General features: G+C 61.6%; 20 protein-coding genes and 5 pseudogenes. 17 read left to right on the forward strand and 8 right to left on the reverse strand.

The window, feature by feature from the left end; genetic code table 11:
• The first annotated feature begins 209 nt into the window (after window positions 1–209).
• Window positions 210–725: an LOG family protein gene (locus AB6809_RS32095; RefSeq protein WP_371028065.1), complete on the forward strand. Its 516-nt coding sequence runs from the start codon at window positions 210–212 to the stop codon at window positions 723–725.
• Window positions 726–1,062: 337 nt separating this feature from the next.
• On the opposite strand, the pseudogene AB6809_RS32100 reads toward AB6809_RS32095, so the two are convergent.
• A pseudogene (locus tag AB6809_RS32100) lies at window positions 1,063–1,706 on the reverse strand (transposase); the annotation flags it as partial.
• A gap of 123 nt (window positions 1,707–1,829) precedes the next feature.
• On the opposite strand from AB6809_RS32100, the gene AB6809_RS32105 reads away from it, so the two are divergent.
• The gene (locus AB6809_RS32105) at window positions 1,830–3,152 is read left to right on the forward strand and encodes an IS5 family transposase (protein WP_371028032.1); all 1,323 of its coding nucleotides are present in this window, start codon (window positions 1,830–1,832) and stop codon (window positions 3,150–3,152) included.
• 47 nt (window positions 3,153–3,199) lie between these two features.
• Here the strand turns inward: AB6809_RS32105 and AB6809_RS32110 are convergent.
• Window positions 3,200–3,926 (reverse strand): annotated as a pseudogene (locus AB6809_RS32110) (transposase); the annotation flags it as partial.
• A gap of 29 nt (window positions 3,927–3,955) precedes the next feature.
• Here AB6809_RS32110 and AB6809_RS32115 point away from each other — a divergent pair.
• From AB6809_RS32115 to AB6809_RS32165, 11 genes are all read left to right on the forward strand, one after another.
• Window positions 3,956–4,183 (forward strand): FCD domain-containing protein, encoded by a 228-nt coding sequence (locus AB6809_RS32115; RefSeq protein WP_371028033.1) that lies wholly within the window; start codon window positions 3,956–3,958, stop codon window positions 4,181–4,183.
• 267 nt (window positions 4,184–4,450) lie between these two features.
• Window positions 4,451–5,881, forward strand: coding sequence for a 3-isopropylmalate dehydratase large subunit (leuC, locus tag AB6809_RS32120; protein ID WP_371028066.1), 1,431 nt, complete (start codon window positions 4,451–4,453; stop codon window positions 5,879–5,881).
• Window positions 5,882–5,883: 2 nt separating this feature from the next.
• On the forward strand, window positions 5,884–6,480 hold the full coding sequence (gene leuD / locus AB6809_RS32125) for a 3-isopropylmalate dehydratase small subunit (protein WP_371028034.1): 597 nt from the start codon (window positions 5,884–5,886) through the stop codon (window positions 6,478–6,480).
• A 32-nt stretch (window positions 6,481–6,512) separates the two neighbouring features.
• On the forward strand, window positions 6,513–7,583 hold the full coding sequence (gene leuB, locus AB6809_RS32130; protein WP_371028035.1) for a 3-isopropylmalate dehydrogenase: 1,071 nt from the start codon (window positions 6,513–6,515) through the stop codon (window positions 7,581–7,583).
• Window positions 7,584–7,699: 116 nt separating this feature from the next.
• Window positions 7,700–8,725: an ABC transporter substrate-binding protein gene (locus AB6809_RS32135; protein ID WP_029970880.1), complete on the forward strand. Its 1,026-nt coding sequence runs from the start codon at window positions 7,700–7,702 to the stop codon at window positions 8,723–8,725.
• On the forward strand, window positions 8,722–9,576 hold the full coding sequence (locus tag AB6809_RS32140; protein WP_044020806.1) for an ABC transporter ATP-binding protein: 855 nt from the start codon (window positions 8,722–8,724) through the stop codon (window positions 9,574–9,576). The genes AB6809_RS32135 and AB6809_RS32140 overlap by 4 nt, the downstream gene beginning before the upstream one ends.
• The gene (locus tag AB6809_RS32145; RefSeq protein ID WP_006048733.1) at window positions 9,557–10,363 is read left to right on the forward strand and encodes an ABC transporter permease; all 807 of its coding nucleotides are present in this window, start codon (window positions 9,557–9,559) and stop codon (window positions 10,361–10,363) included. Before AB6809_RS32140 ends, AB6809_RS32145 begins: the two co-directional genes overlap by 20 nt.
• Before the next feature lie 39 nt (window positions 10,364–10,402).
• Window positions 10,403–11,158, forward strand: coding sequence for an SDR family NAD(P)-dependent oxidoreductase (locus AB6809_RS32150; protein ID WP_006048734.1), 756 nt, complete (start codon window positions 10,403–10,405; stop codon window positions 11,156–11,158).
• 13 nt (window positions 11,159–11,171) lie between these two features.
• Window positions 11,172–12,014: a fumarylacetoacetate hydrolase family protein gene (locus AB6809_RS32155; protein WP_006048735.1), complete on the forward strand. Its 843-nt coding sequence runs from the start codon at window positions 11,172–11,174 to the stop codon at window positions 12,012–12,014.
• A gap of 54 nt (window positions 12,015–12,068) precedes the next feature.
• Window positions 12,069–13,100 carry an ABC transporter substrate-binding protein gene (locus tag AB6809_RS32160; protein ID WP_081653066.1) on the forward strand — a complete coding sequence of 344 codons (1,032 nt, stop codon included), beginning with the start codon at window positions 12,069–12,071 and terminating at the stop codon, window positions 13,098–13,100.
• A 21-nt stretch (window positions 13,101–13,121) separates the two neighbouring features.
• Window positions 13,122–14,045: an SMP-30/gluconolactonase/LRE family protein gene (locus tag AB6809_RS32165; RefSeq protein WP_371028036.1), complete on the forward strand. Its 924-nt coding sequence runs from the start codon at window positions 13,122–13,124 to the stop codon at window positions 14,043–14,045.
• Here AB6809_RS32165 and AB6809_RS32170 read toward each other — a convergent pair.
• Entirely contained in the window at window positions 14,036–14,953 is a 918-nt protein-coding gene (locus tag AB6809_RS32170) for a LysR family transcriptional regulator (protein WP_371028037.1), read from the reverse strand. The genes AB6809_RS32165 and AB6809_RS32170 overlap by 10 nt on opposite strands.
• Window positions 14,954–15,287: 334 nt before the next feature.
• Between AB6809_RS32170 and AB6809_RS32175 the strand changes: the two are divergent.
• Window positions 15,288–15,440, forward strand: a pseudogene (locus AB6809_RS32175) (carbonic anhydrase); the annotation flags it as partial.
• Here the strand turns inward: AB6809_RS32175 and AB6809_RS32180 are convergent.
• Window positions 15,425–16,532, reverse strand: a pseudogene (locus AB6809_RS32180) (cytosine permease); the annotation flags it as partial. The pseudogenes AB6809_RS32175 and AB6809_RS32180 sit on opposite strands and share 16 nt — an antisense overlap.
• An 87-nt stretch (window positions 16,533–16,619) precedes the next feature.
• On the opposite strand from AB6809_RS32180, the gene AB6809_RS32185 reads away from it, so the two are divergent.
• On the forward strand, window positions 16,620–16,892 hold the full coding sequence (locus AB6809_RS32185) for a hypothetical protein (RefSeq protein ID WP_157140610.1): 273 nt from the start codon (window positions 16,620–16,622) through the stop codon (window positions 16,890–16,892).
• A gap of 426 nt (window positions 16,893–17,318) precedes the next feature.
• Window positions 17,319–17,963 (forward strand): annotated as a pseudogene (locus tag AB6809_RS32190) (hypothetical protein).
• A 259-nt stretch (window positions 17,964–18,222) separates the two neighbouring features.
• Here AB6809_RS32190 and AB6809_RS32195 read toward each other — a convergent pair.
• From AB6809_RS32195 to pcaB, 3 genes are all read right to left on the reverse strand, one after another.
• On the reverse strand, window positions 18,223–19,629 hold the full coding sequence (locus AB6809_RS32195; RefSeq protein ID WP_371028038.1) for a class II fumarate hydratase: 1,407 nt from the start codon (window positions 19,627–19,629) through the stop codon (window positions 18,223–18,225).
• A 75-nt stretch (window positions 19,630–19,704) separates the two neighbouring features.
• Window positions 19,705–21,117 carry a cation:dicarboxylate symporter family transporter gene (locus tag AB6809_RS32200; RefSeq protein WP_006048746.1) on the reverse strand — a complete coding sequence of 471 codons (1,413 nt, stop codon included), beginning with the start codon at window positions 21,115–21,117 and terminating at the stop codon, window positions 19,705–19,707.
• Window positions 21,118–21,144: 27 nt separating this feature from the next.
• On the reverse strand, window positions 21,145–22,515 hold the full coding sequence (pcaB, locus tag AB6809_RS32205; protein WP_006048747.1) for a 3-carboxy-cis,cis-muconate cycloisomerase: 1,371 nt from the start codon (window positions 22,513–22,515) through the stop codon (window positions 21,145–21,147).
• Between the two features lie 153 nt (window positions 22,516–22,668).
• Between pcaB and AB6809_RS32210 the strand changes: the two genes are divergently transcribed.
• Window positions 22,669–23,403, forward strand: coding sequence for a GntR family transcriptional regulator (locus tag AB6809_RS32210; protein WP_006048748.1), 735 nt, complete (start codon window positions 22,669–22,671; stop codon window positions 23,401–23,403).
• A gap of 840 nt (window positions 23,404–24,243) precedes the next feature.
• On the opposite strand, the gene AB6809_RS32215 is transcribed toward AB6809_RS32210, so the two are convergent.
• Window positions 24,244–24,969 (reverse strand): hypothetical protein, encoded by a 726-nt coding sequence (locus AB6809_RS32215; protein ID WP_371028039.1) that lies wholly within the window; start codon window positions 24,967–24,969, stop codon window positions 24,244–24,246.
• Between the last annotated feature and the right edge of the window lie 221 nt (window positions 24,970–25,190).

Consider the following 25,190-nt stretch of genomic DNA (forward strand, 5'->3'; position numbering starts at 1 on the left):
CCTTGACCGTCATCGTTTCTTCTCCTTGCTTGAGTTTACACACTCAGCAAGGGATTCGTTTTTCGGGGGCAAGGTCACCTTTTAGTGTTATCTCCGAGTGCATTTGCCAAGACATGCGCCGACGGCGGGAACGTATATGGCGATTTATCCTGCGCGAATCAAGCTCTGGATAGCTCAAAAAGAGAGCTGAATTCAATCTATCAAAAGTTATATATACATCCACACAGTACAAGGATGAATTTGAACAGTCACAGAAGGCCTGGCTTAACTATCGAGAAAAGCAGTGTAACGGCAGCGTTCTTCCGACCGAGCTGGAGTTGAGGGAGGGAGGACAGGTGCATGGCGTCATCACCGAAAGCCTGCATCGGCGCGGCCATTCGCATTTGAGACTGGCTCATTGCGAGGTCGCTGCGACGCTAAGAGCGCGGAAGGCACGAATGGTCGAGCTTGCCGACGCCTTCATTGCACTACCCGGAGGTATTGGAACGATTGAGGAAGTGATGGAAGTCTGGACGATGAACCAGTTGCAGGAAATCGACAAGCCGTTGGGCTTGTTGAACACAGCGGAGTTCTTCACGCCCTTCATCGCATTCATCGATCATATGATCGAGCAAAGATTCTTGCCCTCAGCACATCGAGACTCCATCGTTATTCATTGTGAAGCGAGTGGATTGATCGACTCGTTACATCGGCAGCCGTGTATCAACGTGCCAAAATGGTTGTAGCCGATGAGACCGTCAGGAGCATCATGAAAATTGGACGGCTGCTTACGAGCGTGGAAGAGACACTCGCCGGACTAATAGTGGGCGAGCTGCAAGTCCGCATTTGGCCTCACTGAGTCCGATGATGGCCCCGATCGACTCCCCACCGACTCGCTTTATGCGAATCGCCTGAATCGACCCAGGTTGTGTGGAAACCCGATAGCATTACCATGCGACGCGTGACGCCGACCCCAGCGGCGCGTTTGACTGCCTCGCAGCTATCACGACGCCGGCGAGGAGGTGAACCGCTCTGATGCGTTCCAGGCGAGTCTAAGCGCCTTATTTCGGGACCTGCGGGTCCTTACGCACCCACCAGCCGCATCGCCTTCATTGTCTTCTTGAGGCCCAGGATTCTCAGCACTCGCGTGAGATTGTAGGCGAGTACGTTTAAACTCATCTCGGTACCTACATTGGGCAGCCTGCGGGTCAGGAAGTGCGTATAGCCCATCCAGTGCTTGAACGTTCCGAAGACATGTTCTACCGTTCGCCTGCGTATCTTCATTGCGTCTGGCGTTTTGTCCAATCGACGTTGAACGCCTTCCAGCACAGACTCATGTTTCCAGCGGGTAATCCGCCGATAAGAACTCGGTGTGCATTTGGATTTCATTGGGCATTGTTGGCACGCACTGCTCCAGTAGCGGCGCAGTTGCATTCCGTGTTCCTCTCCAGTGAAGCGGTAAATTGCACGCTGACCAGGGGGCATTTGTATTCGTCGTCCCGGGCAATGTAGACGAAGTCTGACCGATCGAACCGACGATGATGTTTAGCGATTGATGTCGTCGGTTTCGGCAGCATTACCGCGATCCCGGCATTCGCGCACTCCTTAATCTGAGTTCCGGTGTAGTAGCCACGATCGGCGACTGCCCGCAACCTTGTCTTGCCCATCGCGTCGCGCGCAGCTTTTGCCATGGGGCTAAGCTGTGTCCGGTCACTGCCAGAGTTTGTAGTCGGCCCTGAACAATCTTCAAAGCCTTGCGGTGTAGGGATTTGAGCTGGAAATGCGGTTGTGGGAATTGCAGGAACCTGGCATATTAACGCGAGAATCCTGCATTTTTCAACGAGGTGCAGATGGGTCCGAAGACGCCAGTGACGGAGGGAGATTTCTTCCGGCAACGGCTGCGAGAGCAGATCAATCTGAAGCATCCGTTGGTGCGCCTGACTGACCTGATTAACTGGGAGCGGCTGGGTGCATTGATGAGCGAGAGCTTCGTGTCGCCCAAAGGTCGACCGGCGAGTTCGCCGCGCCTGATTGCGGGGCTGCTGTATTTGCAGCACGCGTTCGATCTGTCCGACGAAGAGGTCGTCTGGCAATGGGTGGAGAACCCGTATTGGCAGGTGTTCACGGGCGAAACGTATCTGCAGACGGAGCCGCCGATCGACCCGTCGAGCCTGACGCGCTGGCGCAAGCGACTGGGCGAAGCCGGCGTTGAAGAGTTGCTGGCCGAGACCATTGAAGCAGCAAAACGTGCTGGCGTGATTAAGGCCGCGAGCGTGAAGCAGGTGATCGTCGACACGACGGTCATGGAGAAGGCGATTTCCCATCCAACCGATTCGCGATTGCTCGAGCGGTGTCGCGAACATCTGGTGAAGGCCGCAGCGCGGCACGGCCTGAAGCTGCGGCAGAACTACAACCGTGAGGCGCCGCGTCTTGGATTGCAGATTGGCCGCTACGCTCACGCGAAGCAGTACAAACGCATGAGGAAGGCATTGCGCACGCTGCGTTCGCGCGTTGGTCGCGTCATGCGCGATGTTGAGCGGCAGACCGCTCAGGTTGCAGACTCAAGCCGTACTGCGCTGCAGGAACTGATCGCCAGGACGAAGCGGATTCTGTCGCAGAAGCCGAAGGACAAGAACAAGCTGTACGCGCTGCATGCGCCGGAAGTCGAATGCCTGGCCAAAGGCAAGGCGCGTAAGTCGTACGAATTTGGCGTGAAGGTGTCGATCACAACGACTCACAAGGAAGGACTGGTAGTTGGCATGCGCTCGATGCCTGGCAATCCGTACGACGGTCATACACTTGCTGAAGCGCTAGAACAGGCAGCAATCCTGTGCGACGTCACGCCAGAAGTCGCTGTCGTCGACCGTGGCTACAAGGGCGTCGCCGTCGACGGCGTGAAGATCCACCACCCGGGCTTGCGGCGGGGCATCACACGCGGACTACGCGCGATGATCAGGCGGCGCAGCGCAATCGAGCCAGCCATCGGCCACATGAAGACAGACGGAAAACTTGATCGCAACTGGCTCAAAGGCGCGCTCGGCGATGCGATGCACGCGGTACTGTGCGGGGCCGGCCACAACCTCCGCATGATCCTGAGGAAGCTGCGGCTTCTTTGTGTCTTCGTTCTCGCTGCTTTACTCAACCTCAACACTGCCACCGACGTGACGGCGTGACGGCGTGACGCCGGCGCAACGAGAAACGAATTGTTCAGGGCCGACTTTGTAACCTCGTGGGCCACGATGAGATGGTGTTTGGCGTGAACGGCCACCTGCACGTTGTAGCCCACCATTCCCGAGCCTTTGCCGCTCGTCGCCATCGAGCGCGCGTCGGGATCAGTCATCGAGAGTTGGCCATGACTGCGTCTTGAGTTGCTCCTTGATCTGATCGAGGTTCCGCATCTGCTCGCGTAAGCGCGCGATCTTGTCTTGCAATCGGGTCGTCTTCGCTTCGAGCTCGGCGGGTTGCGTACGATCGGCAGTCTCCAGCGCGTTCAGATACCGCTGGATGCTCTCCTCGATCTGCTTCTGGCGCTTGTCGACCTTACCCTCGGTGAAGTTGCGATCGCGCGTATTGACTGCCTTGAACTTGCTGCCGTCAATGGCGACCAGCGCTTGCGAGAACAACTTCAGCTCACGGCACAGCATCACGAAGCGGCGACACACGTTGCGAATGCCGATGCCGTTGTCACGACGAAAGTCGGCTATGGTCTTGAAGTCCGGAGCCAGGCGGCCCGTGAGCCACATCAACTCGACATTGCGCTGGCATTCGCGCTCAAGGCGCCGGCTCGATTGAACCCGGTTCAGGTAGCCGTAGATATAGATCTTCAGCAGCACTGCCGGATGATACGACGGGCGACCTGTGGTCGGCGGCATTGCTCCATCGAAGCCCAGTGATGCAAGCATAGCCACGGTGTCGAGGCGGAGGCGCAAGCGGATGCCGAGTTTCATGCAGTGCTGACGATCGCATCGCACAACTGATGCTCAGTCACTTCTACAGCAGCATTATCACGCTGCTGCGCGAACACATCACCAACAACACGTACGAAGCGTCGCACATTCCGCTCGATGCGAACGATCTCGCCTTGATGCGGCTCGGGCAGCACGCAGCGATCTTTCGCGCTATCCGCGCACGTCGTCCCGATGCGGCGTTCCGGGCCATGCATGCGCACATCGCGTTCGTCGGGAAGCAGTTCTCGCAGGGCTGAGTGCGTCGAGCCGCCCGCGCAGTGCATGACCGCGGCACGCTCATTCGAGACCAGCCGTCGCGCGCGAGCCGGCGTGTGCGCAACTCTATCGCTTACCGGGCTCCCTCCATCGCGAAGTGAGTTCGGCATCGCGATTGGCGATGGTGCCTTTCCAAAAGACCACGAACAAGCCCGTTTGCCTCGTGCATGATGGTTGCACACCGATCGACTGCGAACCGCATGGCTGCGGTTGCCGCGGCCGGCCCATTGATGGAGCGAGACGAAGCGATGCAACTCGACCAGGGCGCTGCCGGCCCGCGTACTCTCTATGACAAGGTCTGGGACAGTCACCGGGTCATGTCGCGCGACGACGGACAGGATCTGTTGTTCATCGACCGGCATTTCATTCACGACGTCACCGCGCAGTCGTTCGATCTGCTGCGTAAGCGAGGGCTCAAGCCGCGTTCGCCCGGGCGCATTTTCGGCACGGCTGATCATTACGTATCCAGCGCGGCAAACGATCTCGCAGCGGTGCACGATCCCGAGCGGCGCGCGATGATCGAGGCGCTGCAAAGAGACTCGGCTGAATCGCGTATCACGCTCTTCGGCATGGAAGACCGGCGGCGCGGCATCGTCCATGTGGTCGGCCCGGAGCAGGGCCTGAGCCTGCCAGGCATGACCATCGTCTGCGCGGACAGCCACACGTCGACGCACGGCGCAGCCGGTGCGCTCGCGTTCGGTATCGGCGCCACCGAAGTCGCCCACGTGCTCGCCACGCAATGTCTGTGGCAGCGCAAATCGAGAAACATGCGCGTCACGCTCGACGGCATTCCAGGCTCGGGCGTCAGCGCAAAAGATCTGATTCTCGCGGTGATTGCACGGATCGGCGTCGCCGGCGCGGCAGGCCACGTGATCGAATACGCCGGCTCCGCGATCGCGGCTTTGTCGATGGAAGGCCGGCTGACCCTATGCAACATGACCATCGAGGCCGGCGCGCGCGCCGGGATGATCGCTCCCGACGAAACCACTTTCGCGTATCTGGCGGGGCGGCCATACGCCCCCATGGGCGAGCAGTGGGACCGGGCAATTACGCACTGGCGCACGTTGACGACCGACGCGGGTGCGACGTTCCACCGCGAAGTGCATATCGACGTGGCTGCAATCGCGCCCATGGTGACCTGGGGCACGACGCCCGAGTACGCCTGTGGCATCGACGGTCGCGCGCCCGATCCGGCGCGCGAGGCCGACCCCGATCTTCGCGCCGCGATGTCGCGCGCGCTCGACTACATGGGATTGACGCCGGACGAGGCGCTCGAAGGTGTGGCGATCGACAGGGTATTCATCGGCTCGTGCACCAACGGCCGCATCGAAGACATGCGCAGCGCCGCCGAAGTCGCGCGCGGCCGGCGCATCGCACCGGGCGTCGAGGCCTGGGTCGTGCCGGGCTCGCACGAGGTTCGCGCGCAGGCCGAAGCGGAAGGGCTCGATCGTGTGTTCATACAGGCCGGGTTCGAATGGCGCTTTCCCGGCTGTTCGATGTGCCTTGCGACCAACGGCGACACGGCCGCGCCCGGGCAGCGCTGCGCGTCCACGTCGAACCGCAATTTCATAGGCCGCCAGGGCCCCGGCGTGCGCACCCATCTGATGAGCCCGGCCATGGCGGCTGCGGCTGCGGTGACGGGGCGTCTGACAGACGTGCGCCGTCTGCTAGGAGCATGAGCATGGAAAGCCTGACTTACCTCGACGCAGTGGCGGCGCCGATCGTTGCGATCAACTGCGATACCGACCAGATTCTGCCGGCTCGCTTCCTGCAAAAACCCCGCTCCGACGATTTCGGCAAGTTTCTGTTCCGGTCGCTGCGCTTCGGCCCGGATGGCACTGAACAGCCCGACTTCGTGCTCAACCGGGCGGCTTACCGCGACTCGCGCATCGTCGTGGCGAACCACAACTTCGGATGTGGATCGTCGCGCGAGCATGCGGTATGGGCGCTATACGACTACGGCATTCGCGCGGCGATTGCGCCGAGCTTCGGCGACATCTTCTTCATCAACTGTCTCAAGAACGGGCTGCTGCCCATCGTGTTGCCGGAGGCCGTGGTGCTGCCTCTGCTGGACACCTTGTCGGCCAGCCCCGGCAGTCGCTTAGCCGTCGATCTGCCAGCACAGACCGTGACCTTGCCTGACGGCGCGGTGCATGCGTTCGACATGGAGCCGTTTGCTAAAGAGTGCCTGCTGCGCGGCATGGATGAAATCGACTACACCCTGTCGCACCAGGATCGCATCGATGCATTCGAGCGCAACCGCGCGGAAACCTGTTAAGCGCTTTTCCCGATAACAAAGGAGATGTTCAGATGAAGATTGCAGTCATGCCAGGCGATGGTATCGGTCCGGAAGTACTGGCCCAGGCTCTCAAGGTGCTGCGGGTCGTGGCGCCCCAGGCCGAGACCCATGAGGCGGCCATCGGCGAGGCCGGCCTTCAGGCGCACGGCGTGCCGCTGCCCGAGCCGACACTGGAGTTGGCGCGCAAGGCCGACGCGATCCTGTTTGGCGCGGTCGGCGTGGCCGATGAAGCCGGGATTCCGCGCGACCGCCGTCCGGGGACCGGACTGCTGCAGTTGCGCCAGGCGCTGACGCTTTACGCCAACTTCCGTCCGGCCTACATGTTCCCGGAATTGATCGGTGCGTCGACCCTGCGGCCGGAAGTGGTCGACGGGCTGGATCTCGTCATCGTGCGCGAGTTGAATGGCGACGCCTATTTTGGCGAGCCGCGCGGGTTCGAGACCAATCCGGCAGGCGAGCGCGTGGGCTTCAACACAATGCGTTATGCGGAGTCCGAGGTCGAGCGCGTCGCGCACGCTGCATTCAGGGCCGCACGCCGCCGTCACCGCAGACTGTGCTCCGTGGACAAGGCCAACGTGCTGGAGGCGAGCCAGGTGTGGCGCGAGGTGGTCACGCGCGTCGGCCGCGATTATCCCGACGTCGAATTGAGCCATCTGTTCGTGGACGCTGCCGCGATGATGCTGATGCGCCGGCCGAGGCAGTTCGATGTGATCGTCACCGGCAACCTGTTCGGCGACATTCTCTCGGATGCGGCGGCCATGCTGACCGGGTCCATCGGCATGTTGCCTTCTGCCTCGCTCGGCTCCGGCCGCAAAGGTCTGTACGAGCCGGTGCACGGTTCGGCTCCGGACATCGCCGGTAAGGACATGGCCAATCCGCTCGCCGCCATCCTGTCGCTTGCGATGATGCTGCGCGAAAGCTTCGAAATGGAAGACGCCGCGAGCCGCGTCGAACGGGCCGTGCGCGCGGTGCTGGCCGCGGGCTACCGTACCGCCGACATCCACCAGGAGGGCACACGCAGCGTCGGCACGCGTGACATGGGCGATGCGGTGGTCGAGATGCTGCGCAAGCAGCCGGCCTAGCCCGGGCCGCGTCACGCCGACTGCGCCCGGCATCGCAGCAATGACGGGCACGGGCACTCCGGGTTCCGTCCCGCAGTTTGCCGCACCAGAAAATCCCAGAAAGGGAGGAGACAATCATGAAGCTGAAACTCGCCATTTCGCTGTGCGCAGCGTTCGGGCTTGTCTGTGGTTCCGTCACGGCTGTGGCCAAGGATGTCCCCGAGAAACCCGAGTTGCACATCGCCGCGGCCTCGGTCGGCATCACCTATCTGCCCATGCTCGTCGCGAGGCAGCGTGGCTACTTCAAGGACGAAGGGCTCGACGTCACCATCGCCGCTTTCTCCGGTGGTTCGAAGACGCTGGAGGCCCTGCTGGGCGGCAGTTCCGACATGGTTGCGGGCGCCTATTCGAACACTATCACGATGGCAGCCAAGGGCCAGCATCTGGTCATGGTGGCGGCGCAGGTCATCTGTCCGGGATGGATTTTCGGCGTGTCGAAGAAGCGCGAGGGCGAGGTGAAGTCGGCGAAAGATCTCAAAGGCATGCGGATCGGCGTGAGCGCGCCGGGTTCGAGCACGCACATGGCGGTCAACTACATTCTTCACAAGGCAGGGCTGCAGCCTTCGGACGTGTCGATCATCGGCGTGGGGCAGGCGGCCGGGGCGGTCGCGGCTGTGCGGGCCGGCCAGATCGATGCGCTGATCGTCAACGACCCGAGCGCCACGGTCCTCACAAAGGACGGCAGCCTGAAGCCGCTGGAAAACATGCGCACGGCCGACGGTAACGTCAAGGTGTTCGGCTCGGATTATCCCGAGTCGAGCCTGTTCGCGACGCAGGACTTCGTCAACAGGAACCCGAAGACCGTGCAGGCCGTAGCCAATGCGATTGTGCGCGCGGAGAAGTGGATCGCGAAAGCGACCCCGCAACAGGTCGCGGACAACGTGCCGCCAGAGTTTCTGACGGACAACAAGGCGCTCTACGCTGAGGCGTTTACGAACAGCCGCCGGTGTATCGCGCAGAACGGAGAGATCACCCCCAAGGGCGCCCAGACCGTGCGTGACGTGCTGGCAGCTTTTGACCCGACAGTGGCTTCGGCCCACATCGACCTCTCCTCGACCTACGACAACCGGTTCGTCAGGAAGGCGGCGGAGATTCAGCCATGAGCACAGCAACCTGCAGTGTCCCCCTCGCGAACAGCGAGCCAAGAGTGCGCGAAGCGCTTTGCTTCGACAACGTGACGTGCACCTTTGCCGGCAACGGCAAGAACGCGCAGACCTACACCGCCATTTCAGGCGGCAACCTGACGATCCGCGACGGAGAGTTCGTCTCTATCGTCGGACCGACGGGCTGCGGCAAATCCACGCTGCTTAACGTGGCCGCGGGACTGACACGTCCCTCGTCGGGGACGCTTAGCGTGTTCGGCGAGAAGCTCGCCAACGGCCTGAACCGGCAGGCCGCCTATCTGTTCCAGGTCGACGCGCTGATGCCATGGAAAACGGCCGAGGAAAACATCGCGATAGGCTTGATCTTCCATGGCACGCCGCGCGAAGAGGCGCTGGCCGTCGCGCGCGACTGGCTGGAGCGAGTGGGTCTGCACGGCCATGGCAAGAAGTATCCGCACCAGATGTCGGGCGGCATGCGCAAACGTGCGAGTCTCGCGCAGGCGCTGGCGCTCAACCCCCGCATCATCTTGATGGACGAGCCGTTCAGCGCGCTGGACATTCAAACCCGGCATCTGATGGAGAACGAACTGCTTCAGTTGTGGTCGTTCGACCGCAAATCCGTGATGTTCGTGACTCACGATCTCGAAGAGGCGATTTCGCTGTCGGACCGCGTGATCGTCCTGTCGGCAGGGCCCGCGACGCGGCCTATCGCCGAGTTCGACATCGATCTCGAACGTCCGCGCGAGATGTCGGAAATCCGTATGACGCAGCGTTTCCTGCAACTGCACTCCCAGATCTGGGACGTGCTTCGAGGGGAGGTTCTGAAAAGCTATGCGCACAATCGAATTTAAACCGGCCGACCGGTTCACCGTGTTGCTGACCCGGCTCGTGATTCTGTTCGGCATTCTGTTTCTGTGGTGGCTCGGCACCAGTCAGAAATGGCTGTCGCCTTTCTTCTTCGGCGATCCATTAGGCGTCGCTCGCCGTATCGTCGAATGGTTCGTGACGGGCTCGGTGTTTCGCCATCTGTACACCACGTTGCTCGAAACGATGCTGGCGTTCGCGATCGGCACGGCGTCCGGGCTGGCATGCGGCCTGTGGCTCGCGCTCAACCCGTTCCTTGCAGTCGTGTTCGATCCGTTCATCAAGGCCATGAATTCGATGCCGCGACTGATTTTCGCGCCGATCTTCGCGCTCTGGTTCGGCCTCGGCATCTGGTCGAAGGTGGCGCTCGGCGTGACGCTGGTTTTCTTCGTCGTGTTTTTCAACGTGTTCCAGGGCGTCCGCGAGGTGAGCCCAACCGTGTTGTCCAACAGCCGCATGCTGGGTGCGAGTTCGCGTCAGCTGATGCGGCACGTCTACCTGCCTTCCGCGACCAGTTGGGTATTTTCCAGCCTGCACAACGCGATCGGCATCGCCTTCGTGGGCAGCGTGGTGGGAGAGTACCTGGGTTCGGAGAAGGGAGTGGGTTATCTGATCCTGCTGGCCGAAGGCGTGTTCGACATCAACTCGGTTATCGCCGGCATTCTGGTGCTGACCGTGTTCGCCCTCGTTCTCGATACCGCGGTGTCGATGATCGAAGACCATCTGCTGCGCTGGCGGCCCGTCGCGGGGCAAACGGTCGCGGCGGGCGCCTAGGCGCGTTTCGCAACCGAACAGTTTTCCGAGGAAATCATCTTGCAGACTAATGCGATCAACATGAAGGACCGCGTCGCCGTAGTGACCGGCGGCGCGCAAGGTATCGGCCTCGAGGTCGGCCGCCGGCTGCTCGCCTCCGGCGCGCGGCTCGTGATCTGGGACATCAACCCTACCGGCATGGAGCAGGCCCGTGCCGGCCTCGGCGAGCACCATGTTCACTTCGAGCAGGCCGACATCGCCGACTATGCGAGCGTCCAGGCCGCCGTGGCGGGAACGCTGAAAGCGGCCGGACGCATCGACATCCTGATCAATAACGCGGCCGTCGTCGGCCCCAACGCTGCCCTCATCGACTACCCGCTGGACGCCTGGAAGCAGGTGATCGACATCGACGTGAACGGCACCTTTCATTGCTGCCGTGCGGTCGTGCCGGGCATGATCGGCCAGAACTACGGCCGCATCGTCAATCTTGCGTCGGTGGCAGGCAAGGAGGGCAATCCGAATGCAGCGGCCTACAGTTCGGCCAAGGCTGCCGTCATCGCGATGACCAAATCGCTCGGTAAGGAACTGGCGAGTCACGACATCGCGGTCAATTGCGTCACGCCCGCCGTTGCGCGCACGCCCGGCGCGATGGAGCAGTCGCCTGAACATATCCGCTACATGCTCGGCAAGATCCCGCGCGGCCGTTTTCTCGAACTCGGCGAAGCGGCCGCGATGATCGCCTGGCTCGCGAGCGAAGAGAATTCGTTCACCACCGGCGCGGTGTTCGACCTGTCCGGCGGACGCGCCACCTACTGAAGCGAGCACACCTATGAAGCTGTTACGCTACGGCGCACCCGGCAAGGAAAAACCCGGCGGGCTCGATGCCGATGGAAATCTGCGGGATCTCTCGAGCCATGTGCCCGACATTGCCGGCGATGTTCTGCTGCCCGATAGCCTCTCTCATCTGAAGGCGCTCGATTTTGCGGCGTTGCCGCGGGTGGAAGGCAATGTCCGCCTCGGACCATGCGTCGGCGGCACGGGCAAATTCATCTGCATTGGCCTCAATTACTCCGACCATGCCGCCGAGACCGGCGCGACCGTGCCGCCGGAACCCATCATCTTCATGAAAGCGACGAGCGCGATTGTCGGCCCCAATGACACAATCGAGATTCCGCGCGATGCTCTGAAAACGGATTGGGAGGTCGAGCTGGGCGTCGTCATCGGCAAGACCGCAAAATATGTGAGCGAGCGCGATGCAATGGACCACGTCGCCGGCTACTGCGTGATCAACGACGTGTCCGAGCGCGCGTTCCAGGCCGAACGCGAGGGGCAGTGGACCAAGGGCAAATCGGCCGATACGTTTGGTCCGACCGGCCCGTGGCTGGTGAGCGCGGACGAGATACCCGACCCTCAGGCGTTGCGGCTCTGGCTCGAGGTCAACGGACATCGTTACCAGAACGGGAGCACCGCCACGATGGTGTATGGCGTGCGCTATCTGGTGGCCTACCTGTCGCGGTTCATGTCGCTGCAGCCGGGCGACATCATTTCCACGGGTACGCCGCCGGGCGTCGGACTGGGGCAGAAGCCGCCCGTCTATCTGAAGCCAGGCGATGTGGTCACGCTCGGCATCGAAGGCCTCGGCAACCAGCGTCAGGACGTCGTGCAGGGCTGACGTTCTGAAATGCAGTGGGCCGCAGTCGCAAGCAAGGACAGGAGACATATCATCGTGAGAACGCTCGGGCGTCTGATCTTGCCGCTACTGGCCACGTGCGCGGCCCTCGTGATCGCGCAGCCGGTGGCCGCCGTTGCCGGGCCGGTGCCTGAGAAAAGCAGTATTGACCTGGCGGCGGCGGGCGTGGGTTTTCCATATCTGCCGTTTGTGATTGCGCAAAGCCGCGGATATTTCAAGCAGGCCGGACTCAATGTCGAGATCGGTGTGTTCAGCGGCGGAGCGAAAGCGTTGCAGGCGATGCTGGGCGGCAGCGCCGACATCGTGGCAGGTGCTTATTCCAACACCATCACGATGGCGGCGAAGGGACAGCACCTGGTATCGTTCGTGACCCTGGCATCGTGCCCCGGCTGGGTATTTGGCGCGACGCGCGCGAGCCACGGCAAGGTCAGAACGTATGCGGACCTCAAGGGTATGCGCATCGGCGTGAGTTCGCCCGGTTCCAGCTTTCATATGGGCGTGAATTATCTGTTGAGCAGGTCTGGGCTCAAGCCGGGCGACGTGTCGATCATCGGGGTGGGCTCGTCTGCCGGCGCGATTGCCGCCGCGCGCAGCGGCCAGATCGACGCGTTGATGAGCAACGACCCGGTCGCAACCGTGCTACAGGACAGTGGCGATCTGTTCACGCTGGCCGTCATGCGCGATCCGGCAGGTACGCGCGCCACGCTCGGCGGCGATTATCCAGAAGCCTCTATCTATACGACGAGGGACTTCGCTACCCGATACCCCAATACCGTGCAGGCGGTGACGAATGCAATTCTTGCGGCTGAGCGCTGGATGGCGCACGCCACACCCGAGCAGGTCGCCGCAGCCGTCCCGCCGCAGTACGCGCTGGCCGACAAGGATGTATTCGCGCGAGCCTACGCGAACATGCAGCGCTGCATCTCGCGTGACGGCCTTATGACGGACGCCGCCGCTCACACGGTGCGCGACGTGCTGGCGGCGTTCGATCCCGAGATCGGCAAAGCATCGATCGACCTCAAGGCCACTTACGACAATCGCTTCGTCGAAAATGCCGACAAGCATTGAGTTGCAAAAAGGAAACCGACGATGGAGAGCGGCATTCGCATCCTGGCCGAAGGCCTGAAATTCCCGGAAGGGCCAGTGGCGATGCCGGATGGCGCGATCGTGCTGGTGGAAATCGAGCGTGAGACCATCAGCCGCGTGGCAGCCGACGGCACGGTCGATGTGCTGGCACAAGTGGGCGGGGGGCCCAACGGATTGGCGTTAGGGCCGGACGGGGCATTCTATGTCTGCAACAACGGCGGCTTCCTGTTCCGTACCGTCGCCGGGCTGAACCGCACGAGACCGGGCATACACCCCGCCTACACCAGCGGCCGGATCGAGCGCTTCGACCCGAACACAGGCACGCTCACGACACTGTACGACCGTTGCGGGGACTTTGCGCTGAGCGGCCCCAACGACATCGTGTTCGATCATGACGGCGGCTTTTATTTCACCGACTTCGGCAAGAACCGGCTGCGCGACCGCGATCACGCGGGCCTCTACTACGGCCGGGCAGACGGATCGATGATCGTGGAAGTGGCCCATCCGCTCACCACGGCGAACGGCGTCGGCCTGTCGCCGGACGACAGCGTGGTCTATGTGGCCGAAACCGAGACCGCGCGCCTGTGGGCGTTCGACCTCGACGCACCGGGCCGGGCGCGCAAGCACCCTTATCCGTCGCCGCACGGCGGGCGACTTGTATGCGGCTTGCCGGGCTATCAGCGCTTCGACAGCCTGGCAGTGGATGTGCAAGGCAATATCTGTGTGGCCACGCTGGTCACCGGTTGTATCACCGTGGTTGCGCCGACCGGCGAGGTGCTGCGGCAGGTCATGGTGCCGGACGGCATGGTGACCAATATCTGTTTCGGCGGCGCCGACATGAAGACGGCCTACGTGACGCTGTCGGGCACGGGGCGCCTCGGCTCACTGCCCTGGCCGCAGGCCGGGCTGAAGCTCGCCTATTCTTGACGGTCGGTCGCCGGCTGCGCCTTCTGGCTCGCGAGCAGGTGTTTGAGAAAAAGCTGGACCGGCGCGGGAAGCGTCTCGGCTTCGCGCACGCAGATCTTCCAATGCCGCTCGGCCCACGGTTCGTCCAGTTGCACGGCCACTAACGGTCCCGAACTGACGTAACGCTCCGCATGATGCTGAGGCACCAAGCCGATGCCGAGGCGCGCTTCCACCATGCTGCGCACCGGTTCGAAGCCGTTGACGCGGATCGACAGTTTGAGCGGGTGGTCCAGGTCGGCTGCCGCGCGTAGTACCAGCGAGTTCAGATAGCTGCCCGGTTGCGGGCCCACCAGCGGATATCTGGCGACGTCGCGGAATGCGACCCGGTCGGCGCGGCTCAGCGGATGATCGGGCGGCATGATGACGACCAGCCGGTCGCTGCGGTAGGGGAAGACCTGCAAGCCGGTGGTCACGGTCGTGCCGCCGAAGACGCCGATATCCGCGGCGTTTTCGGCCACGGCCCGGACCACGGCGGGGCTCAGACTCTCCTGCAGGTCGATGCGCAGGCCCGGGTGCAGTGCAAGAAAGTCGCGGATGTCGTTGGCAATGTACTGGACGATGGTCGAGAGGCTGGCGTTCAGTCTGATCTGACCGCGTACTCCTTCGGCATGATCGAGCAACTCGCTTTCCATCTGGTAGATGTCGCGCAGAACCACGCGCGCATGCTGCAGCAAGGCCGCGGCTGCGGCCGTCAATTCGAGCCCTTTGTTGCTGCGCACGAAGAGGGCGGTTTTGAGCGCGTCTTCCAGATGCGACATGCGCTTGCTCAGAGCCGAAGGCGCGATGTTTTCTGCTTCTGCCGCGCGGGCGATGCTGCCGCGCTCGCAGACAGCGACGAACAGTTTCAGCGATTGCAAATCCAGACGCATCGAGTCTCCGGGGGGCGGTCTTTCGCCGAAGTGCTTGCCTTTCTATTGAGCCAGAGTATGCCCGGGACGGGTTACGTGTGCAAAATCCCAGACGGAGCTTTCAAACAATTTAATCTGGCAAACAGATCCGCTAGGCAGGGTATGTCCGGAAGGAGCCTCCGGCGGGCCCGCCGGAAGGACGTTCACAACATACGCAGGGACCGTTGGTTGGAAATAGATAACGTCGAAATAGCGACCAACGAGAGCGCACATGCATCGCCGCCTCCTCGGTGCTGATTGAATGGAGCGCTGCTGGTTTGCCGTGGGCTCGATGTGCGTGCCTGACGCAGTGGTGATGGTCCGCGAAAACGTGATTGCTCAGCTGGCGAACATCAAGACGCGCCCATCTGTGAGACTCGCGCTCGAACAGGAGCATCTTGCGCTGCACGGCTGGGTCTACAACATCGAAACCGGTTCGATTGATGCGCTCGACGGCGCGAACGGGTAGAGCATCAGCGCGATGATCGCCGCGATGTAGCCGCCCTTCCCGAAGCTGATATGCCTGGGGAACACGTTGGAGATGTCGAACGCCGCCGAGACGAAATTGGCCACCAGGTTGATGCCCAGCGTGGCGACTGCGAAGGTCGGCGCCGCGATGAGTACCAGCATCCAGCTGTCGAAGCTGGCCGATATCTGCTCGGGGTGCAGCAGCACTTCGCCGTATACCTTGAACGCGGCGATGGTGGTGACGCCGGCGACCAGCGAGAACGCGATCAGGTTGACCGGCAGGCCCCACAGATTTCCTTTCTTCACGGCGTTGCGGCTCTTCGCCTAGCGCGAGAAGTCGCAAAAATTCAGGTACAACGCTGCGAAGTAGGTGATCCAGGTCGCACGCACTGCCATCAGCGCCCAGAACGAGCCGGGCTCGCCGCTGACGCTGGCGTCCCGGGTCTTCTCGAGCAGCACGTTCATCGGCATGCGATGGTCAAACGAGAAGCCGCCGGCCTTGACGCACAGGCCGATGGCAAGAATCAGCATCGCGACCCATACTGCCGGACCGGCCCAGTCCTGAAATTTGCGCACGGTTTCCATGCCCTTCTGGATGAGGAGCAGCTGCAGCGCCCACATGATTACGTAGGAGATCACCTCGAGCCTCGAGTGGTCGAGGTAATGCGCGCCCTTGTGGAATGCCATCAGACTGTCGCTGCGGATCAGCAGCGCGACCATCGCGCCCGAAGACGCTGCCGTCTGCGCGCCGTACCAGAAGCAGGCCACCACGGGGCGCACCGGCGCCGCCAGGTTGGCGCCCTGCGCGCCGAAGGAGGCGCGCGCCAGCACCAGTAAGGCACGCCGGTCTTCTCGCCGGCGTAGCCGATCAGGTTCATCAGAGCGAAGATCACCAGCGAGCCGAGCCCGATCGCCAGCCGGAAGTTGGTAAAGCTGCCGCACAGCAGGAACAGGCTGGCGGCGAGGTAGTAGCCCAGAGGCTGTGCACGCCCGGGATCCAGACGGTGAAGATGCTGAAGGCGCCCCAGTTGCGCACCCTGGCGGGCGCCAGATCTTCGTTGTACAGGCCGGGGGATGGGTTGCGGAATTCCATCTGTCGTCTCCCTTGAAATTGTGGAGCTGAGGAAAAACCGCCAGAGACGGCTGGGCGACGATACGCCCGCGTCTGAATGAAGCCGGTATGCAAGAACTGTATGTACTTTGCCGCATAGTACTGAATGAGTTAGCCCTGATCGAGATGTTTGCCGGCGCAAGCCAACATTCCGACCCCACGCACAATGAGCATCATCGCAAGTTCGTCGTCGTTGTCCATGGGACCGCGCCGATCAATAAAATTGCGCGCCGCTCGCAGACGACCCGCCCGGATAGAGCAAGTGCATTTTGTATTGCCCCACGCCTGCTAGTCAGAATGGCAAAGGCTCTTCCGGGTCGACAACCCGCATTCGCTGAATGACGACTTTGATGTTCAGGGCCGTCGATCTGCGAACAGCAGCAAAATCATCCGTAGCTGCATGACCGACCTCTTCGGCAGGGGGTACGCTATCGTCCGTTCAATAGGCGGCAGGCGGCCGTAAATAGTTCAACTGCCCGGGTTGTGCCGTCTCTCACTCGATAAACGCTGTCATAGAAACCGGGTTTGCGAGAAGTCGATAATTGCTCGTGCGAGCGCGCTCTAGTCCTTGGCGTGGATCGATCCGTCCAATGTTTGCGGCAGGGACGGCGGCCCAAGCCGTGCGATTACCGCCGCGCAAGCCGGGAGCAAGCGAATGGCGCAGAATAGGATCACGCGCACCTTCAAAAGCGCGCGTGAGGAAGTGTCGCCCGACTTCGGTCGTTAGGACACAGGCGTTTGCGAGACAACTTTGCTGTAGAGACGCCAATAAAGAAAGGAAAGACAAAACTTACCCGCCATGATGCTGAGCGCCTTTTCGAGGGTCTGCCGGACGGGAACGTGAGAGTATCGAGCCGCCCCGAGAACCCTTTCGAAGCAGGGGCATTCGACGCGGTCGAGCGCGCCGACGACGAAACCAAACTCTGGAAAGACAACCTCATTACACTTCCGGTGGCGATCGAGTTGCCGGCCGGCTACGAGTCGGTGTCTCGCATGCGCGAGGCGATCGCGCGGGCATGGCGTGTGAAGTGAGTGAGGGAGGGTAAGGACGAGGTTGTCGCGGAGTTTCCTGAAGGATGGACCGCCGTTCGCCCCGAAAGCGGCCCCATCGAGTTGCGAGATCCGTCCGGCGTGCTCCGCGCCTTATACGGGTGGGCCAAGAATGCTGAACTTAGAATTCTCCCGCGGTATCTGGTTGAGCCACAGGCGAACAGTTCAAACGGACTAGGCAGCTTGCTTGTCCGTGATCGCGGGAACGGTCAAATTCTTGAGAGGTCGTCGACCTGGTCTGCTCAAACGGGTACGAACCATCCGGACTGGACCAAGCTGTCAGCGTGGCTCAACTTACGCTATCCACAAAATCACGACCTGCTGAGGTACTGGGAAGATTGCGAGGAAAACGTCCAGAACTGAGCTACTTCTGGAGCGCTGTCCTCGGGGAAACTGCTACACCCAAGTTGACAGAGGTGAACGGAGGCCTGACCGCTTGATTTGGCTTCCGAGTTCGGCCAATTGCGGCCGGTCGGCCGTCTCGCGGGGTCGTCATTCGAAGGGCGTGTTCACTTCTGTGAGCGGCCATTTAACCGAACGAGCTGTGTCGGACCGAGGGCAGTAACAGACCGATCTCGCGGCTTTGATTCCTGCACTCCGCCAGTTCGTACGGCGTCCAGATTTACCGCTCTGAAGCGTTACCCGCGGCGAGCACAGCAGTGTTAACTAGCCGGTCGTATTCATCGCCGTCGAGGAACCCGAGCGCAATCGCGGCTGCGCGTGGTGTCACATGGTCGCGCAACGCCGTCGCCGTAATCTGTGCAACTCGATCGTAACCCAGTATGGGATTGAGGGCAGTGACTGCCAGCAGTGACCGCTCAACGTTAGTCACGAGTTGTTCACGATCCACATCAATCCCACAAACGCAGCGTCTTGCAAAAACGCTGACGGAATCGGCGAGAACCCGCAGAGATTGCAACAGGTTGTAGACAAGCACTGGTTTCGCGACGTTCAGTTCAAAGTTGCCGGAGGCGTTGGCTATGGTGATCGTCTGGTGGTTACCGATTACCTGGAAACACGCCTGCACAAGTACTTCAGCAATCGTCGGGTTGCGTTTGCCTGGCATGATAGAAGATGTCAGTCCGTCATCGGGAATCCGCAATTCGCCGAGTCCACAGCGAGGACCGGAAGCAAGGAACCTTATGTCATTCGCGATTTTCAACAGCGATGTTGCGATCGTGTTCAATGCGCCCGATAGCTCCACCAACGCGTCGTGTGCCGCCATGCCTTCGAACTTATGGCGACTGGGCACAAACGGCAAACCGGTGGCCTCCGCGAGCGTCGCGCAGAAGAAACCATCAAAGCCTTTAGGCGCGTTGAGGCCCGTGCCGGCAGCGGTGCCGCCTTGGGGCAGGATCAAGAGCCGGGACCAGGCATCGTCGACGCGAGCCAGCGCATTCGAAACTTGGTGCGCGAAGGTGCCGAATGTTTGCCCCATAGTCATCGGCACGGCGTCCATCAGATGTGTGCGGGCGACTTTCAGGATGTCGGCGAAGGCCTCGGCGCGCCCGGCAAGTGCTGAACGAAGTTCACCCAGCGCCGGCCGCAACCGTTCGGTCACCTCGATCGCGGCCGCCACATGCATGACCGTAGGAAAGCTGTCGTTCGACGATTGCGACCGGTTGACGTGATCGTTCGGATGCACCGGCGCCTTGGTCCCGAGCGGTTGTCCGAGCAATTCGTTTGCCCGGTTCGCGATGACCTCATTGGCGTTCATGTTGGTCTGCGTACCGGATCCCGTCTGCCAGATCGTGAGCGGAAAATGGTCATCCCATCGTCCCTCGTGCAGCTCGATCGCGGCCTTCTCGATCGCCGAGGCAAGTTCGGGTGCGAGCACGCCGCACTGCACGTTCGCGCATGCGGCCGCGTACTTCTGTAGGCCGAATGCGCGCAGCAGGACAGCCGGGAAGCGCTCTTCACCGATTTCAAAAAGACCGAGGGCACGCTGCGTCTGTGCGCCCCAGTATCGATCCGACGGAATCTCGACGGGACCGAACGCATCATGTTCGATTCGCGTTGGTTTGGTCATAGCGCGTTGAAGCATCGAGTGATTGAGTCGAGCGCGGCATGACATCGCCGCGCGCCGTGAAGACGTTACACCGAATCAGGGCGTGTTCCGCGCGCCTTTAAGCGGAATGCCGCGCGGATGCGGATTGGCGTCGTTCATGTCTTCGGGCAGAAGATTGCCGTCGGCCAGATACGCGTCGGCATGCGCGGTGACAGGAAAGCGTTCGGGATACAGGTGACGCTCCGCGATGGCCGCATCGAAGCTCCGCGACCACTTGGCGATCACGACCGTTGCGACACTGTTGCCGATCGTATTGCAGGTGGCGATGGCCATCGACATGAAGCGGTACACGCCAAAGATCAACGCAAGGCCTTCGACGGGGAGAATGCCGGTCGACGTGACAGTCGCCGCAAATACGACGAACGACCCGCCCGACACCGTGGCCGCCCCCTTCGACGTCAGCAGCATCAGCAGCAGAATGCCGATCTGATGATCCAGCGTGATGGGCACGCCGTACGCGTGCGCGATGAACATCACGCCCATCGACATAAAGATCGACGTGCCGTCGAGATTGAACGCATAGCCGGTCGGCAACACGAGCCCGACGGTTTGCTTTGCGCACCCCAGCCGTTCGAGTTTGATCAGAAGACGCGGCAGGGCGCTCTCGGACGAAGCGGTACCGAGCACGATGAAAATCTCGTCCTTGATATAGCGCAGAAAGCGCCACAGACTGAAACGCGCGAGCTTCGCGATCACGCCCATCACCACGATGATGAACAGCACGACCACCGCATAGAAGCTCAGCACGAGCTGCGCGAGCGCGATCAGCACGGCCGTGCCGTTGCTGCCCACCGAGAAGGCGATCGCGCCGAGCGTGCCGAGCGGCGCGAGCTTCATTACGAGATTGATGAACGCGAAGAGAACTTCTGAAATGAGATCCAGCCCTTCGTTGATGCGTACGCGACGGCGCTCCGGAATCGCGAGAATGCCGATGCCGACCATCACCGCGAGGACGACGACTTGCAGCAGCTCTCCCTTTGCGAATGCGCCGATGAAATTGTCCGGCACGATATGCATGACGAACTCGGTGAACCCCTGCGGCGCCGCTTTGGCCGCGCTCGCGGGCACGGCGCCGACAGTGACGGACGTCATCGCCTTGCCCGTCTGCAGCAGATTGCCCGCGAGCAGGCCGACGGCGAGCGCGATCGTCGAAACGACTTCGAAGTAGACAATCGAGCGCCACCCCACGCGCCCCGCGCTCTTCACGTCGCCCGCCGAAGCGATGCCATGCACGATCGTCAAAAACACGAGCGGCGCGACGCCTGCCTTGATGAGCGCGAGAAAGATGTCGCCGAGCACCTTCAGTTGCGCGCCGAACTTCGGAAACAACAATCCCACCGCAATACCGATGACGAGCGCCAGCAGCACCTGCATGCCGAGCTTGCGGTACCACGGCAGCGTTCTCTTCGCTGGGACGGGCGCGTTATGTAATGCGTGTTGGTTATGCATCGCGTGCTCCTCCATCGTTTTTGATGCTCAGATTTCGCTCGAGAGCGCGATGGCCCGGTCCACCATCTGCGGCGCGAGACCGAGATAGTTCGCGGGATCGGTCATGCGGTCGATGGCGGCGCGGTCGAAGTGCTTCGTGACTTCGGGCAGCGCAGCGAGCGCTTCCGCGAGCGTGCCGCCATGTTCGTTCGCGGTGCGGCATGCGTCGTACACAATGTCATGCGCCTGTTGACGTCCGGTGTGGGGCGCCATGCCCATCATCACGGCTTCTGCGACGATCAAGCCCTTGCTGATGCCGAGGTTGTGCTTCATGCGCGCTTCATCGACGATGAGGCCGCCGAGCGCGAACTTCGCCTGGTGCAACGCGCCCGCCGTGAGGATGAAGCTTTCGGGAATCGCGATCCACTCGGCATGCCACGGGCCGGTGGCGCGCTCAAAGTCCTGGATCATCGCATCGATCATCAGGCCCGCGTGCTGACGCACGGCCTTCGCCGCCGCCAACATCAGTTCGCTCGAAATGGGATTGCGCTTCTGCGGCATGGTGCTGCTCGCGCCGCGTCCCTTCACGAACGGCTCGTAGACTTCCGCGAACTCGGTGGATGCCATGATCATGATGTCGAGCGCAATCTTGCCGAGCGAGCCGGTGACCAGCGCGAGCAGGTTAACGGCCTCGGCGAAGCCGTCGCGCGCGACGTGCCATGTCGTTGCGGGCAGGCCGAGCTTCAGCTCTTCGGCGAGCGCCTTCTGCACTTCGAAGCCCTTGTCGCCGAGCGATGCCAGTGTGCCTGCCGCACCCGCGAATTCGACGACGGCCACGCGTTCGCGCATCTGCGCCATGCGTTCCTGATGACGATCGAACATCGCGAGCCAGATCGCGACCTTGTAGCCGAAAGTCACTGGCAACGCTTGCTGCAAGTGCGTGCGGCCGGCCATCGGCGTATCGCGATGTTTTTTCGCCAGATCCGTGAGAATGGCGCGCAGTTCGCGGATGTCGTCCTCGATCGAATCGAGCGCGTCGCGCACTTGCAGCGCGACTGCCGTATCCATGATGTCCTGCGTCGTCGCGCCCCAGTGCACGTAGCGGCCGGCGTCCCCGCACATTTCGACTAGTTGATGCACGAGCGGCAGAATCGGATAACCGACGATATCGGTCTCTTCGCGCATGTGATCGAAATCGATGCGCTCGATCGTCGATTCACGCGCAATCACTTCGGCGGCATCGGCGGGAATCACGCCGACGCGCGCTTCCGCTTTCGCTAACGCCACTTCGACATCGATGTAGCGCTGGATCAACGCGTGATCGGAGAACACCGCGCGCATCTTGGCGGTGCCGAAGGCGTCACGAAACAGGATGGAATCGACCACGGTGCTGGCCATCGGAAAGGCGGATTTTGTCATTACGACCTGAAGAATTCGAAAGAGAGAGAGGCGGACAGCACGAGGCTAGGCTCTTAATAAGTCCGGACATATCAAGAATATTATGTTCGGACATGTCAGGACAAGCTATGATTTACCCCTAGCGAACAAAACAAGACATTTTCGATAGACGAGATGAGCAACCGACCTCACTTCGCGGACATCGCGCGCGAACTCACAGAAGCCATCGCGTCGGGGCGCTATCCCGTCGGCAGCGTCCTTCCGACCGAGCTGGAGTTGAGGGATTACTACTGCACAAGCCGTCATACGGTGCGCGCCGCACTGCACGAGCTTCAGCAACTGGGTCTGGTTTCGCGTCGCAAGAACGCGGGGACGCGGGTCGAGTCGGCGCGACCGAGGAGCGAGTTCCGGCCGACGCTCGCTTCCGTCGACGATCTGGCCCAGTTCGGCTCGGAACATCTGCGGCTGGTGCAATCGACGGACGTGATCGCCGCGGACCGCGATCTCGCGAGGACGCTGCAATGTCAGGAAGGCGCGCGGTTTCTCCGCATTTCGAGCCTGCGCATCGACGGAGGAAAAAGCCGTGCGCCGGTCGGATGGACTGACGTGTACATCGCGCCGGACTATGCTGACGTGGCGGATATCGCGCGCGAACAACCCGACCGGCTGATCAGCGCCTTGATCGAGGAGCGCTATGGGCACAGCATCGCGGAGATCCAGCAGGGGATTCAGGCGGTGCTGGTGTCGGATGAGATGGCGAAGCGGCTGCGCGTGGAAGCGGGAACGGCGGCCCTCGAGATCGTTCGGCGTTATCTGGACGCGGCGGGCAAGAGCTTCGAGGTATCCGTCAGCATCCATCCCGCAGAAAGATTTTCAGTCGCGATGCGGCTCAAGCGCTCGAATCCCTGACGCATTTCATAGTCGATTCGAATGCGCCGCGGTTCCGGCACTGGTCAAGACGAGACTTGGCTACGACGGATGTCGACGGGTGGCATCCACGGCGTCCCCGGATGCAACGCCGCATCCCGCTGATCTCGGGAGCCGGTGATCCCGGGGAAATTGCGATCGCCCGGCTGTCCAATACAACCGTGGTTCCAAGACCTGTCCACATCTGATACCAGCCGTTCAACCTCTGTCGGTACAATCGGCGAGAGAGGGTCGCATCGCGCCCACCGCAGTTCGGCCCGATTCGGCAAGACTCTGACGCTGCCCGAGCCGTAAAGCGCGCACTCGAACGGCTTATTTTCCCGAAACCCGCCATGCTTAGCAGTGCATCTCGGCCGCAGCACCGCCTCCTGCGGAGGTCCGCCTTCGCGTATGAAAACGAGGCGGAACTTTGGCCGAGCGAGCTCTTTCGGCTACGTAGCCGCGATGACAACAGAAATGATGCGGGCCACTCATTCTTCATGGATATCGGTGCTTGGCGCAGATAGGCTTTTTGTTCGCCGTCGTAGAGACGGTGACGCCATTCCCCAGCAGCTACGGCACCGCTAACGTCACCGCGAAAGATGTCAGCCGTTGGGCGACACTCACGCTAGCGCCGCTGTCAGGTTTCTTTGCTTCTTCGCAGCATCCCTCCTCGATATCATCAACATGACGAGCGACCGCCGACTTGGCAAAGACGGCAGTCGCTTCCATGGCGTCGAGGAGTAGCGCGCCGAGTCGACGACACGGTCGGCCGCTGCGTACATTTCGGGCGTCGTTCGGCGTCGCAGCAGGCAACGATAGGGTGGCTTGCCGCGCGGCCGGTCATAGCCGTGATCGACGGGTCGTTGACAGACAGCATGAGTGCGTCAGGCTGGAATGCAAGTTACAGATATCCGCGCAAGCGCGGTCGTTCCATACGTCGAGCGATGAGCCGTCCACGAAAACAAGTCGATCGATCGTTCCCAACTGATGTATAGCGAGCAGCGCGCTACGGTTGACGAACGCACCGGGTCGATCGTCAGGGAAGACGACCTGCATCAGGGGCGCGAAGCGCCGGGTTAACTCAGTGAGGCTCGCCTCACTAGACGGCTCAGTCACGCCAAGCCAGTAGGCAAGCGCCGCGGTTGAACTTCCGGGTTTTCGGGCTATGAAGCGGAGCGTTTTTTCGCCCGGGGGGTCGTCTATGATTACCGGCGGGGTAATGCGTTCCTTGTGCAGAAGCAGTGCGGCGTTGCTTGCTGGCTTCGTTGATATCACACGCTGTACCGCGACGTTCGTGAGCCGGTGCTCGACCCAGATCCGTCCCCATCGGATGGCATATTGCACGGCCAGTGCGGGGTCGTAAAAATAATCCAGCGCGTTGAAGCAGCGTTGCGTCGGGTAGCAGGGCGCTTCAATCACCAGATGGGCGGCGTGCAATGCACTCCTCACAGGTTCTGCCCGGGCCATCAAACGGTAGCCCTGGTATTGGGTTCGGCGACTGACGGTGCCGGAGCGTTCTGGGCTGAGCGGTGGCGTCTCATTCAGACGCTTGGTTTGCGTTCTCATGGCTTTCCTATCCTTCAACGACGATCCCATCCCGCCGCTGTCAGGTCGCGCGGCAAAGGAGCGGCGCGCACGCAGCGCGATGGATCTCGAGTTCGTTCGGCATACCAGCGGACGCCCATCACGTAGCTCGCGATAGAGTACCGCCGGTGTCGATAGAAAGATGGTGAGCCCGGCTCTCGTTTTATTGGTTTTGCTTTATGCGAAGAGCCGGGCAGGAGAAA

It is taken from the genome of Paraburkholderia sp. RCC_158, assembly GCF_041355255.1.
Classification (GTDB): domain Bacteria; phylum Pseudomonadota; class Gammaproteobacteria; order Burkholderiales; family Burkholderiaceae; genus Paraburkholderia; species Paraburkholderia graminis.